We start from the raw sequence: 13,026 nt of genomic DNA, 5'->3' as shown, positions 1-13,026 counted from the left end.
AACCCGGTGAATCCTGTCATGATGCGTGTCAATACCACCGGTACGCATCATGGTAAGCGCAGAAGAATTGCTTAAGCCGATCTCGGCCGAAAAGACGTGCGGAGAGGACCTCTCTTATGAGCCGGCCTTTCAGGAGCTGGAAGTCCTCATGCGTGGCAAAGCTGAGACGCAGTTTTCGCCGGCTGAGGCCCCTGATTGGAAAGCCCTTCAGGAACGCTGTCTGGAGCTGTGGCCTCGCTCGAAGGATTTGCGGCTTGCCACGGCGCTTTCTTTGGCATCACTCAAGACCGGTGGGCTGCCTGCATTTCGCGAGGGCCTGGCGCTGATCAAGGGGCTAATCGAGCAATATTGGGACGGGGTCTATCCCTTGCTGGACCCTTCGGATAACAATGATCCGACTCAGCGCGTCAATATCATTGCCGCTCTAGCCAGCCCGGTAGGGACCTTTGGCGATCCGATGCGCCTGCTCGAACGCTTGCGCGAGGCGCCTTTGGCTAATTCGGCGCAAATGGGGCGTTTTGGGCTGGCGGATATCCTGCGCAGCGAGACCGGTGAAGCCGGGCCGGACGGCAAAGCGGCGGCCTCACCCGCGCAAATCGAGGCGGCCTTCCGCGATTCCAATCCCGAGGAGCTGCAGGCAGTCTATCAGGCCGCCGCCGACAGCGCCTCCCTGGCCGCCGCCATTGATGAGTTTCTCACAAAGACCTTAGGGTCTGACAAGGCGCCTGACCTGACAGCCCTGCCGGCGGAGTTAAAAGAGATTCAGAAACGCATGGCCCCTTATGTGGCGGGCGCGACGGCCCCTGCGCCGGAGGAAGGCAACGGAGAGGCGGCAACCGGCGGCACAGGCGCCGCCCGGCAGGCCATCTCCGGGGACATCCAATCGCGCCAGGATGTGGTTCGGGTGATAGGCAAGATTTGCGAGTACTACGCGCGCCAGGAGCCCTCCAGCCCGGTGCCCTACGTCCTCAAACGCGCGCAGCGACTGGCTGCAATGGATTTCATGCAGATCATCGACGACCTGTCACCGGAATCGGTGAAGGAGATTCAGAGAATTACAGGCGAAAAGCCCGCCGACGGCGGGTGACGGGAGATTCTGAAAACAAAGCGATTGACTTTGGGCAGGAATATGCGAAAAAGGCAGCATAACCAATATCGAAAAAGAAATCCCATTCGTCTATTTGACGTGTACGGAAACAATTAATTAAAAACAGGAGAACATTTCTATGGCCAAATCCAGCAGTCAAAAATTCATCGCCCGCAACCGGGCGCCGCGGGTGCAAATCGAATACGATGTGGAAGTCTATGGGGCGCAGAAGAAGGTGGAACTTCCGTTCGTGATGGGGGTGATGGCCGATCTGTCGGGCAAACCGGCTGAAGCGCTGGCGCCAGTGGCGGATCGAAAGTTTCTGGAAATTGACGTTGATAATTTTGACGAGCGGATGAAGGCGTGCAAGCCGCGCGTGGCGTTTCAGGTGCCCAACACCCTCACCGGGGAAGGCAACCTGAACGTCGAATTAACATTCCAGAGCATGGAGGATTTTTCGCCGGCGGCCATCGCCCGCAAAGTCGATTCGCTCAACAAATTACTCACCGCCCGGACCGAGCTGTCGAATTTATTGACCTACATGGACGGCAAGAGCGGGGCTGAGGAACTGATAAACAAACTCCTCAACGACCCGGCCATGCTCAAATCTCTGGCGGCGACACCCAAAGCGGAAGCCCCCGCAACTCAATCTTAACCTTAAGGAAGCATTATGGCTGAACCTACTGCGCAATCGGCGGCCCCGGCCCCATCAGCGGCCCCGGCCGAGTTCAATGAATTCGAGTCACTCCTGTTAAAGGAGTTCAAGCCCAAAACCGACGAAAGGAAAACCGCCGTTCAGACGGCCGTGCGGACCCTGGCCGAACAAGCCCTGGGCGCAACGGCGTTGATCTCGGATGACGTGGTCAAATCGATTGAGGCGATGATAGCCGAGATCGACAAAAAACTCTCCGAACAAATCAATAAAATCCTGCACCACGAAGATTTCCGGCGGCTGGAGGGGACCTGGCGCGGCTTGTACCACTTGGTCAGCAACACCGAGACGGACGAGATGCTCAAGATACGGGTGCTGAACGTTTCGAAAAAGGATGTCAGCAGCACCATCAAGAAATTTAAAGGAACCGCTTGGGACCAGAGCCCCCTCTTCAAAAAGCTTTATGAAGAGGAGTTTGGCACTCCGGGCGGCCAGCCCTACGGCTGCCTGATTGGGGATTATTATTTCGACCATACGGCGCCGGATGTGGAAATGCTGGGAGGGCTTGCACAGATTGCCTCGGCAGCGCATGCGCCTTTTATTGCCGCCTCTGCGCCCACCCTGATGGGAATGGAATCCTGGCAGGAATTGAGCAACCCGCGCGATCTGACCAAGATATTCCAAACGGCCGAGTATGCCGCCTGGCGTTCCTTGCGCGACTCAGAGGACGCGCGCTACCTGGGCCTGACCATGCCGCGGTTTTTGTCGCGCATCCCCTATGGCTCCAAAACCAATCCGGTCGAGGAATTCGCCTTCGAGGAAGACACCGAGGGAGCCGACCACAACAAATACGTGTGGTCCAATTCGGCTTACGCGATGGGCACAAACATCACCCGTTCATTTAAGCTCTGGGGTTGGTGCGCCCGGATTCGCGGCGCCGAAAGCGGCGGGATGGTCGAGGGCTTGCCGGTGCACACCTTTCCTACGGATGACGGCGGAGTGGACATGAAGTGCCCCACCGAAATCGCCATCACCGATCGACGGGAAGCGGAACTGGCCAAAAACGGGCTGATGCCGCTCTCGCACTGGAAGAACAGCGATTACGCGGTGTTCGTTGGGGCGCAATCGCTGCAAAAGCCGGCGCAGTACGATGATGAAGATGCCACGGCCAATGCGAATCTGGCCGCCCGCCTGCCCTACCTGTTCGCCACCTGCCGTTTCGCCCACTATCTCAAATGCATGGTGCGCGATAAGATCGGCGGGTTTAAAGAACGCGGGGATATGGAGCGGTGGTTGAATGACTGGATCAAGCTGTATTGCGTCGATAGCGCCACGGCGTCGGAATCGGATAAGGCGCGCCGGCCATTGGCGGATGCGGAAGTGAAGGTGGAGGAAGTGCCGGGGAATCCTGGCTATTACACGTCCAAGTTCTTCCTGCGTCCTCATTATCAACTCGAGGGCCTTACGGTCTCGCTTCGCCTGGTCTCGAAACTTCCTTCGGCGAAGGGCGGCAAATAAGAAATGATGGGAGCCGAGTCGGATTCAAGTTTTGCCTGGAACGGGAGCGGGTTGGGTGACTCGTTCCCGCCGGGCAGGTTAGTGTATTTACAAAAAACCAAAACCTAAACAGAGGAGAAAATAAGTATGGCCGTTGACATGTTCATCAAAATTGGAGACGTAGAGGGCGAGGCGGTGGACCACAAGCACAAGAATGAAGTTGATGTGCTGGCGTGGTCCTGGGGAATGTCCAATTCCGGCTCCGCTCATGTCGGTGGGGGCGCCGGGGCGGGCAAGGTAAATGTCCAGGACCTTAGTTTCACCAAGTACGTCGATAAGGCCAGTCCCAAGCTGATGCTCGCCTGTTGTAACGGCAAGCATTATGACCAGGCGCTGCTGACCGTGCGCAAGGCGGGAGAAAAACCGGTCGAATACATCAAAATCAAGCTTACTGAGGTGTTGATCACGTCCGTGTCCACCGGCGGCTCGGGCGGTGAAGACCGCCTGACCGAAAACGTCACATTGAACTTTGCCAAGGTGCATGTGGACTATACGCCACAGGATGCAAAGGGCGCGGCCGGAACGGCTATCCCGATGAGTTGGGACATTGCCGCCAACGTCCACGAATAGTCCAGACATTGGGTCTGCCGGAGCAGTCAGGAAAAGTCCGGGGCTTAGCTCCGGGTGTTGTTGGCAGGTGTGCCGGGCAGGATACCTATGAAAGCCGAAGAACTCCTTCAAGCGGGGCGTTTGGAGGAGTCGTTAATCGCCTTGCAGGAAGTGGTGCGAGCCAATCCGGCGGATGGGCGGGGGCGGGTGTTTCTGTTCCAGATGCTGTGTGTATTGGGCCAGTGGCAACGGGCTCTCACGCAGCTCGATGTGCTGGCCGGAGTTAGCTCAGACCACCTTCTTTTGGCGAACCTGTTCCGGCCAGTAATCCATTGCGAGATGCTGCGAGCCCAGGTTTTCGCCGGAACACACACGCCGATTCTCTTCGGGGAACCCTTGCCTTGGATGGGATGGCTGGTCCAGGCCAACACACTGACCTCCGAAGGCAAATTCGGACCCGCGCAGGAACTGCGGGACCGCGCCTTCGAGGAAGCCCCAGCCACACCCGGCAAGGTGAACGAACAGGCCTTCGAATGGCTGGCCGATGCGGACCTGCGATTGGGCCCGATGCTGGAGGCCTACATCGAAGGCAAGTACTACTGGGTGCCGGTGTGCCGCATCAAACGGGTGTACATTGAGCCGCCGACTGACTTGCGTGACTTGGTCTGGGCTCCTGCCCAGTTCGTCTGGGCCAATGGCGGCGAAGGTGTCGGCCATATCCCCGCACGCTATCCAGGCACCGAAAACTGCGAAGACGGCCAACTACGCCTGGCGCGCAAGACCGATTGGGCCGAGCAGGAAGGCGGCGGGGCCCGGGGTTTGGGTCAGCGCGTGCTCGCCACGGATAGCGGCGAATTTCCGCTGCTGGAGTGCCGAACTATCGACCTGGCGCCCGCCGGTTGAGGCGGCTTGAACACGGATTGAGAAACCCATGGCTGAACTGACCCCATTGGAGCGACTGCAACCCTGCTTGCTGGACCGGCTCACGGACGAAGAACCCACAAAGACCGAAGAGAGCCGCAACCAACGAGTCATCTCCTTGCAGCGTTACAAGCGGGGCGTCCTGCGTGACCTGGAGTGGCTTTTCAATGCCAGCGCGCACCTGCCCGAGGAAGGCCCCGGCCAGTTCCGGTTGAGTGATTACCCGGAGGCCTGCCGCTCGGTAATAAACTTTGGCACCCGCCAGTTGTGCGGGCTGACCGCGCCGAATATGGAGGCGCTGGAGCGGCAGTTATCCGAGGCGATTCAACTCTTCGAACCGCGTTTATTGAGGCATACCCTCACCGTGAAAGCCACCCAGGAACGGCATATCATCTCCTTCGAGATGTACGGCGAGATTTGGGCAAACCCTATTCCCGAAAAACTGTTTCTCAAAACGAAGATCGATCTGGAGACCGGGCAGAGCGTCCTGGGGGATGGGGCCAATGGATGAGCGGCTGCTAGAACATTATAATAACGAGCTCAGGCACCTGCGCGAGACCGCGGGAGAATTTGCCCGCGAGTTCCCAAAGATAGCCGGGCGCCTCGCCTTGGACAAGGAGGCTAAAGAAATCTGTCCTGACCCTTATGTCGAGCGGTTGCTCGAAGGGTTTGCCTGGCTCGCCGCGCGGGTCCACCTCAAACTCGATGCAGAGTTTCCCCGCTTCACGCAGTCGCTGCTCGAGACAGTTTATCCGCATTTTCTGCCTCCCATCCCGTCGATGGCGATTGTTCATTTCGACCCGGATCTGAATGATGCGGCGTTGGCGCCGGGGTTGGTGATCCCCCGGGGCACACTGCTGCGGAGCAACCTGGGCAAAGCCGAGAGGACCGCCTGCACCTTCCAGACTGCTCAGGCCGTGCGGTTGCTCCCGCTGCAAATTATCGAGGTCCGCTATTTCACACGCGACCTGGTGCAACTGAACCTCCCGCCGGAGATAGCGGCGCGAGCGGCCATTCGCATCCGGCTGCAAGCCACCGCGGGCGTCCCATTTAAGGATATCAAACTGGACCCCGTGCAGTTTTTCCTTCGGGGCGCCGACGAGTTGCCCTCATGGATTTACGAGCAGATATTCGCGCGGAAAACGGGGCTGGCGCTGCAACTGCCGCAGGAGCGGGGCAAAACCATCGCTGTGCTGCCTTCAGAGAGCATCCGCCAGGTGGGCTTTGGCAGCCATGAAGCCCTATTGCCTCCGGGTGCGCGCAGTTTCGAGGGTTATCGATTGCTGCGAGAATATTTCGCATTCCCGCAACGCTTCCGTTCATTCGAGCTCAGCGGGTTTGCCGGCCATCTTAAACCCGCAACCGGCGACCAGTTGGACCTGGTCATCATCTTGAAGGAGCCTGATACCCGGCTGGAAGGGCGTATCGAGGCCTCCAATTTCGAACTCTTTTGCACCCCGGCGATTAATCTGTTTTCCAAACACCTGGACCGGATTGATCTGTCAAATCGGTTTGCGGAGTTCCATGTGGTGGCCGACCACAACCGCCCGCTCGATTTTGAAATATTCGAAATCGAGTCCGTCACCGGCTACGGCGCCGAACCCGGTTCGGAGCAGGAATTCCGGCCCTTTTACCTCGCCCGCGACACCGATATCAGCGCCGGGGCCTTTTTCACCACGAATCGCGTTCCGCGCGTGCTCACTGCAAAAGAAAAGCAATTCGGACGCCGTTCGACCTATGCCGGAACGGAGGCTTACTTGTCGCTGGTAGATGCGACCTCGGCGCCGTATCACCCGGAGTTGAGGCAACTCGGTGTTAAAGCCCTCTGCACTAACCGCCACCTGCCTATCCAGATGGCCGTAGGCCAGGGCCGCACTGATTTCACCATGGACATCAATGCGCCGGTCACAGCCGTTCGCTGCATTTCCGGCCCGACGTTGCCTATCCCCTCGCAGGCTGAAGGGCGTTTTTCCTGGCGCCTGATCAGCCATCTCTCGTTGAATTATCTGTCTTTGATTGATTCACAAGCGGACGGAGGAGCCACCGGCTTGAGGGAGATTCTCAAGCTATACGCCCCAGCTAACGACCGGCAGATTGGCCGCCAGATTGAAGGGGTGCTCAACATTACATCGCGGCCTATTCTGCGCCGAGTCAGGACGCCGGGACCTGTGAGCTTCGCGCGCGGTCTGGAAGTGACCATCAATTTCGATGAAAGCGCCTTCGAAGGCATCGGTGTCTTTATTCTGGGAGCCGTTTTGGAGCAATTCCTGGCGAAGTATGTTTCGTTGAATTCCTTCACCGAGACAGTCATCAGGACACAGCAACGAGGGGAGATCATGCGATGGCCGTCACAAATGGGCAAACGCCAGATTCTTTAATCGCGCAGCTCGAACAGGCGCCCTTCAGCTTTGATTTTTTCCAAGCTGTGCGGCTGATCGAAAGCTGGCGGCGCGATCTGCCGCGGGTCGGTTTTTCCCGAACCCCAGGCCAGGATGCGGTCCGCTTCTGCCAGAATCCCTCGCTGGCGTTTGCCCCCTCCACGCTCGAATCCTTCCAGCGCGATGGCGCGCAGATAGCGCCGAAGCTTTACCTGCATTTCATGGGCCTGTTCGGTCCCAACTCGCCGCTCCCGTTGCACATCACAGAATATGCCCATGAACGGCAGTTGAATTTTGGCGACCGCACATTGACCGCTTTTTTTAATGTGTTCCATCACCGCATGGTTTCGCTCTTCTACCGCGCCTGGGCTGATAATCAAAAGGCGGCTGATTTGGACAGGCCGGAGTCGCAGCATTATGCGGCGTTTATTGGGAGCTTTTTTGGAATCGGAATGAAGGCCTTGCAGGCCCGCGACGAGGTGCCCGACTGGGCAAAGCTCTTTTTCTCGGGGCGCTTGGCTTATCAAACGCGCAATGCCGAAGGCCTCGAATCGATCCTGGCCGCTTTCTTCCAAATCAAAACCGAGGTGCAAACATTCATTGGCCGTTGGATTAACCTCCCTCCCGAATGTGTTTGCAAGCTGGGCGATTCACCAGAATCGGGCAGCCTCGGGTTGACAACGATCGTCGGTTCACGCTTCTGGGAATGCCAGCTCAGCTTTCGCGTCCATATGGGGCCAATGAAGCTCGCCGATTACGAACGCATGCTGCCCTCGGGCGGCTCGTTCAAGCGGCTCAGGGCCTGGGTCCTTAACTACTGCGGTGAACATTTTTCCTGGGACGTTCAGATGGTCCTCGAGGCTGCCGAAGTGCCTGAAGTCTCGCTCGGCAGAGCGGGCCGGTTGGGCTGGACGACCTGGCTCAAGACCCAGCCGTTCGACCGCGATGCCGATGACTTGATTCTGAACCCTCCTGAGTAATGCGCATGATAAACAGTAAAACCTGCAAACTTTAACCACATCCTGCAATGGCTGAAATCAAACGAACCACCTTATTCGGCAAACTCAATACCCTCGGCTATAAGGCCATCGAGGGGGCAACCATCTTTTGCAAGCTGCGCGGCAACCCGTACGTCGAGACCGCGCATTGGTTCCACCAGTTGTTGCAGTTGCAGGACTCCGACATCCATCGCATCGTTAAATTCTTCCAAATCGATCCCTCGCGGCTGGCGACCGATCTGATCGCGACTCTGGACCGCCTGCCGCGCGGCGCCACCGCCATTGCGGACTTCTCGCCCGACATCCCGTTGGCCATCGAACGGGGCTGGGTTTATGGGACACTGCTCTTTGGCGATTACCAGGTCCGCACCGGCCACCTCATCGTAGGCTTTTTGAGCAGCGAGATGCATCACAAGTTCCTGGCCATTTCACGTGAGTTGGCGAAAATCAAACTCGAGGCCCTAACCGATAATTTTGCCAAAATTGTGGGCGGCTCTCCCGAAGACGCGCTGCGGGCCAGCGATGGCACCGGTATGACTGCCGGCGCCGCCCCGGGCGAGGCCAGCGGAGCGTTGCCGCCGGCGGAGATGGGCAAACAGGAAGCGCTGCGGCGCTTTACCACTGACCTGACGGAAAAGGCTCGAAAGGGCGAGATCGATCCCATTGTCGGGCGCGATGAGGAAATCCGGCAGTGCGTTGATATCCTCATGCGACGGCGGCAGAATAATCCCATTCTTACGGGCGAAGCTGGTGTGGGCAAGACCGCGGTGGTCGAGGGATTCGTTCAGCGCATCCTGGCGGGCGACGTGCCGCCGGCGCTCAAAGATGTCACGATACGGTCACTGGACGTGGGCCTGCTCCAAGCCGGCGCCAGCATGAAAGGGGAATTCGAACAGAGGTTGCGGGGTGTGATTGATGAGGTCCAGGCCTCTCCAAAACCGGTTATCCTGTTCATTGACGAAGCTCACACGCTGATTGGCGCCGGGGGCGGGGGCGCAGCGGATGCATCCAATTTGCTCAAACCGGCCCTGGCTCGAGGCACGCTGCGCACGATTGCTGCGACCACATGGGACGAATACAAACGGCACATTGAAAAGGACCCCGCGCTGACTCGGCGTTTTCAGGTCGTCAAGGTCGAGGAACCCGACGAGGCCAAGTGCATTCGCATGATGCGGGCGGTGATGGTTCCGTTCGAGAAACACCATAAAGTGCAGGTCCTCGATGAGGCCATAGAAGCCGCCGTCAAGCTGTCGCATCGTTATATAGCGGGGCGCCAGTTGCCCGATAAGGCCGTCAGCTTGATCGATACGGCAGCCGCCCGGGTAGCCGTCAGCCAGCATGCGGTGCCGCCGGAGTTGGACGATTGCCGGCGCCGTATCCAGGCCCTCGAGACGGAACAGGGGATTCTGGACCGTGAAACCGCAGCCGGGATGGAGCATCAGGGGCGGCTGGCGGAGATTAGTCAAACGCTCAAGGAGGAAAAGGAGAATCAGGCGCAAGTCGAAAAGCACTGGGGCGAGGAAAAGGAGCTCGTGGCGCAAATTCTCGATTTAAGGGCCAAACTGCGCGCGGCCGGCTCAACGATCGAAGCGGCTCCCAATGATATGAAGCCCGCCGACCCTAAGGACGCCATTACGCGCGAACAACGCGATCAGATGCTTTCCGAGCTGAAAGGGCTGCAAGCAAAACTCAAACAGTTCCAAGGCGAGTCACCGCTGATTTTCCCCAGCGTCGATGCCAATGCCATCGCCAGTGTCGTGGCCGATTGGACCGGAATCCCGGTGGGCCGCATGGTTAAGAACGAAATCGAGCAGGTCCTGAAACTGGCGGACATCCTGGAACGGCGCGTCATCGGCCAGCGGTATGCACTCGAAATGGTGGCGCGCCGCATTCAAACCAGCCGCGCCCGGCTCGACAATCCCAACCGGCCAATTGGGGTTTTCATGCTGGTCGGCCCCAGCGGGACTGGCAAAACCGAAACGGCCCTGACACTCTCAGAAGCCCTGTATGGCGGGGAGCAGAACCTCATTTCAATCAATATGAGTGAGTTCCAGGAGGCCCATACCGTGAGCACCCTGAAGGGCTCCCCTCCGGGCTACGTCGGTTACGGCGAGGGGGGTGTTCTGACCGAGGCGGTACGGCGCCGGCCCTATAGCGTCGTGCTTCTGGATGAGGTCGAGAAGGCGCACCCGGATGTCCACGAGATATTTTTCCAGGTATTTGACAAGGGCTGGATGGAAGACGCCGAAGGCCGTTATATCGATTTCAAGAACACCATCATTATCCTGACCAGCAACGCAGCGCAGGATGTGATCATTAACCTGTGCAAGGACCCGGACCTGATGCCCAACGGCGAGGGCCTGGAAAAAGCGATGCGCAACCCGTTAATCAAAGTGTTTCCTGATGCCTTGTTAAATCGGTTGGTTGTGGTGCCCTATTACCCGATCAGCAAGGAGGTGCTCCAGCGGATCATTAAACTCAATCTCTCGCGCGTCGAGAAACGCGTCCGCGAAAATCACCGGGTCCCCTTCACCTATGACGAGAGCGTGCCCGAGTTGATTGGGAAGCGGTGCACGGAATTGGAGCGGGGGGCGCGGATGGTCGATGCCATGATCACCAATACCATGCTGCCCGAGATCGGCCGTGAGTTCCTCTCGAGGCTCGCCGCCGGCAGCGAAGTCAAGCGCGTCCATGCTGAGGTCAAGGATGGGAACTTCGCCTTTGCGTTCGATTAGGTGGAACCAGGTGGAACAAATCGTGTTGCCCAACCATGAGAAATCGGGTATCTAAGCAGGATTCAGCTATCTAACAAGCGTCATGCCCGCTGCACAAAAGAATCGTTTTCTAGCCATTAGCACCAATCTTGGGGAGGACAAGCTTTTGCTGGAGCGCTTCTCGATGAGCGAACAGTTGGGGAGGCTCTTCCAGATCGAGGTGGACCTGGCCAGCACCGAAACTGGCGTCAAATTTGAAGATATTGTCGGCACCAACGCCACCGTCCGGCTCGAGTTGCCGGATAAAAAGACCCGCTACTTCAACGGCTTTGTCAGCCGCTTTGTCCAGGGTTCGCAGCAGCCCAGGGGGCAGGTGAACTATGCCCAATACCGCGCCACGTTGGTGCCGTGGCTCTGGTTTCTGACTCGCACGGCTGACTGCCGGATTTTTCAAAAGAAAAAAGTGCCCGATATCATCGAGGAGGTCTTTAAAACCCACGGTTTCAAGGACTACAAGCTCAACCTGACGGGGACTTATACGGAGTGGGAGTATTGTGTTCAGTATCGAGAGACGGATTTCAATTTCGTGAGCCGTTTGATGGAACAGGAGGGTATTTATTATTTCTTCGAGCACGACAACGGCAAACACAACATGGTCTTGGGTGATTCGGGCTCGGCTCACGCGCCCTATCCAGGCTACGACTCGATGAATTATCGGCCTCGGGCTCATCAACACGAGGAGACTTCCGAAACTGTCAGTGATTGGGTCATCGAGCAGGAGGTCCAGCCCGGAACTTACGTGCTGAGCGATTTTTATTTCCAGACTCCAGCCGCCCCAATTGTTGTCAATGATACGGTGGCGCGCAAACATGCTTCCTCTTCATTCGAGATTTTTGATTTTCCTGGAGAGTTCGAGGTGCGCAGCGATGGCGAGGACTATGCCAAACTGCGCATCCAGGAATTGCAGGCGCAGCACGAAATCCTGCGAGCTCAGGCCACTGTGCGCGGGGTTGCAGCGGGCTGCAAATTTACTCTCAAGGGCCATCCGCGCGCTGACCAGGACCGGGAGTACTTGATTACCGGCGCGTCCTACCAGGCCAACGTCAGCGCCTACGAATCGGGCAATGCTGGCAAGGGCGAGGAGTTTTTCTCCTGCGCGTTCACCGCCATGGCTGCCGCAGAGCCTTTCCGCGCCGCGCGCATCACCCCCAAGCCTGTGGTCCAAGGCCCTCAAACGGCAATGGTTGTGGGCAAGAAAGGCGAAGAGATCGATACGGACGAGTTTGGCCGGGTCAAAGTTCAGTTTCATTGGGACCGTTACGGGAAAGTGGACGAGAATTCGTCGTGCTGGCTGCGGATTTCCCAGCCCGCAGCGGGCAAAGGCTGGGGCGCCATCAGCCTGCCTCGAGTCGGCCAGGAGGTTATCGTCGATTTCCTCGAAGGTGACCCCGATCGGCCCCTGGTGACGGGCCGGGTTTACAACGCCACGACCGCCACGCCTTACAAACTGCCCGATTTCAAAACCGTTTCTGCCTTCAAATCCAATTCCAGCAAGGGCGGCCAAGGCTTTAATGAAATCCGGTTCGAGGACAAGAAAGGCGAAGAGCAGGTGTTCATGCATGGCGAAAAGAACCTGGACATCCGCATCAAAAACGACGCCTACGAGTTTATCGGCAACGAGCGTCACCTGATCGTTAAAAAAGACCAGGTCGAACACGTCGAGAACAACCGCAGCGAGACCGTGGATGCCGACCACATGGAAAAGATCGGCAAGGACCGCCACCTGAAGGTGGTCGGCAAAGAAGCTAAAGCCGTGGACGGCAGCCTCTCGCTGACCGTGGGCGGGGATGTCATTGAAGTTTTCAAGGGTGCCCACTCGGAGCAGACCACCAACGATTACTACCTCAAAGCCGACAACGTGGTGATTGAAGGGATGACCAACGTCACCATTAAGGTAGGAGGTTCATCGATCGCCATTGCGGCGGACGGTATTGCCCTCAAGACGGATGGTTTGATTAAAATTGAAGCCAGCGCGACAATGGACCTCAAATCCGACGCGCCGATGACGATTCAATCTTCGGCCACCGCCGACATCAAGAGCCCGATGACCACGGTGAAAGGCGACGGCATGCTCACGCTCAAGGGCGGCGTGGTCATGATCAACTAAACG

At 57.9% G+C, this 13,026-nt stretch carries 10 protein-coding genes; all 10 read left to right on the top strand.

Annotation, left to right across the window (positions count from 1 at the left end):
• The first annotated feature begins 49 nt into the window (after positions 1 to 49).
• The 10 genes from tssA (at position 50) to tssI (ending at position 13,023) form a co-directional block, all read left to right on the top strand.
• Positions 50 to 1,087 (top strand): type VI secretion system protein TssA, encoded by a 1,038-nt coding sequence (gene tssA, locus VG146_09170; GenBank protein ID HEV2392519.1) that lies wholly within the window; start codon positions 50 to 52, stop codon positions 1,085 to 1,087.
• Between the two features lie 139 nt (positions 1,088 to 1,226).
• A complete protein-coding gene (gene tssB, locus VG146_09165) occupies positions 1,227 to 1,742 on the top strand; it encodes a type VI secretion system contractile sheath small subunit (GenBank protein ID HEV2392518.1) in 516 nt (171 codons plus the stop codon).
• A gap of 15 nt (positions 1,743 to 1,757) precedes the next feature.
• Positions 1,758 to 3,257 carry a type VI secretion system contractile sheath large subunit gene (tssC, locus tag VG146_09160; GenBank protein HEV2392517.1) on the top strand — a complete coding sequence of 500 codons (1,500 nt, stop codon included), beginning with the start codon at positions 1,758 to 1,760 and terminating at the stop codon, positions 3,255 to 3,257.
• 126 nt (positions 3,258 to 3,383) lie between these two features.
• Entirely contained in the window at positions 3,384 to 3,866 is a 483-nt protein-coding gene (locus VG146_09155) for a type VI secretion system tube protein Hcp (GenBank protein HEV2392516.1), read from the top strand.
• Positions 3,867 to 3,953: 87 nt separating this feature from the next.
• Complete coding sequence (locus VG146_09150) at positions 3,954 to 4,748, top strand: type VI secretion system accessory protein TagJ (protein ID HEV2392515.1); 795 nt, start codon at positions 3,954 to 3,956, stop codon at positions 4,746 to 4,748.
• Between the two features lie 28 nt (positions 4,749 to 4,776).
• Positions 4,777 to 5,277 carry a type VI secretion system baseplate subunit TssE gene (tssE, locus tag VG146_09145; GenBank protein HEV2392514.1) on the top strand — a complete coding sequence of 167 codons (501 nt, stop codon included), beginning with the start codon at positions 4,777 to 4,779 and terminating at the stop codon, positions 5,275 to 5,277.
• Positions 5,270 to 7,144 (top strand): type VI secretion system baseplate subunit TssF, encoded by a 1,875-nt coding sequence (gene tssF, locus VG146_09140; protein HEV2392513.1) that lies wholly within the window; start codon positions 5,270 to 5,272, stop codon positions 7,142 to 7,144. The genes tssE and tssF overlap by 8 nt, the downstream gene beginning before the upstream one ends.
• Positions 7,108 to 8,124 carry a type VI secretion system baseplate subunit TssG gene (gene tssG / locus VG146_09135; GenBank protein ID HEV2392512.1) on the top strand — a complete coding sequence of 339 codons (1,017 nt, stop codon included), beginning with the start codon at positions 7,108 to 7,110 and terminating at the stop codon, positions 8,122 to 8,124. Before tssF ends, tssG begins: the two co-directional genes overlap by 37 nt.
• A gap of 47 nt (positions 8,125 to 8,171) precedes the next feature.
• Positions 8,172 to 10,877: a type VI secretion system ATPase TssH gene (gene tssH / locus VG146_09130; protein HEV2392511.1), complete on the top strand. Its 2,706-nt coding sequence runs from the start codon at positions 8,172 to 8,174 to the stop codon at positions 10,875 to 10,877.
• 82 nt (positions 10,878 to 10,959) lie between these two features.
• Positions 10,960 to 13,023 (top strand): type VI secretion system tip protein TssI/VgrG, encoded by a 2,064-nt coding sequence (gene tssI / locus VG146_09125; protein HEV2392510.1) that lies wholly within the window; start codon positions 10,960 to 10,962, stop codon positions 13,021 to 13,023.
• Positions 13,024 to 13,026 lie beyond the last annotated feature (3 nt).

The sequence above is a fragment of the Verrucomicrobiia bacterium genome, from assembly GCA_035946615.1.
Classification (GTDB): Bacteria; Verrucomicrobiota; Verrucomicrobiia; order Limisphaerales; family UBA8199; genus DASYZB01.
Note: the sequence above shows the minus strand (reverse complement) of the source record. Positions and strands in the feature narration are given on the sequence as shown.

Excerpts from the sequence above, each read along its gene's own strand:
- tssC (HEV2392517.1), top strand. The coding sequence starts at position 1,758 with ATGGCTGAACCTACTGCGCAATCGGCGGCCCCGGCCCCATCAGCGGCC.
- tssA (HEV2392519.1), top strand. The coding sequence starts at position 50 with ATGGTAAGCGCAGAAGAATTGCTTAAGCCGATCTCGGCCGAAAAGACG.
- tssG (HEV2392512.1), top strand. The coding sequence starts at position 7,108 with ATGGCCGTCACAAATGGGCAAACGCCAGATTCTTTAATCGCGCAGCTC.
- tssF (HEV2392513.1), top strand. The coding sequence starts at position 5,270 with ATGGATGAGCGGCTGCTAGAACATTATAATAACGAGCTCAGGCACCTG.
- tssE (HEV2392514.1), top strand. The coding sequence starts at position 4,777 with ATGGCTGAACTGACCCCATTGGAGCGACTGCAACCCTGCTTGCTGGAC.
- VG146_09150 (HEV2392515.1), top strand. The coding sequence starts at position 3,954 with ATGAAAGCCGAAGAACTCCTTCAAGCGGGGCGTTTGGAGGAGTCGTTA.
- VG146_09155 (HEV2392516.1), top strand. The coding sequence starts at position 3,384 with ATGGCCGTTGACATGTTCATCAAAATTGGAGACGTAGAGGGCGAGGCG.
- tssH (HEV2392511.1), top strand. The coding sequence starts at position 8,172 with ATGGCTGAAATCAAACGAACCACCTTATTCGGCAAACTCAATACCCTC.
- tssB (HEV2392518.1), top strand. The coding sequence starts at position 1,227 with ATGGCCAAATCCAGCAGTCAAAAATTCATCGCCCGCAACCGGGCGCCG.
- tssI (HEV2392510.1), top strand. The coding sequence starts at position 10,960 with ATGCCCGCTGCACAAAAGAATCGTTTTCTAGCCATTAGCACCAATCTT.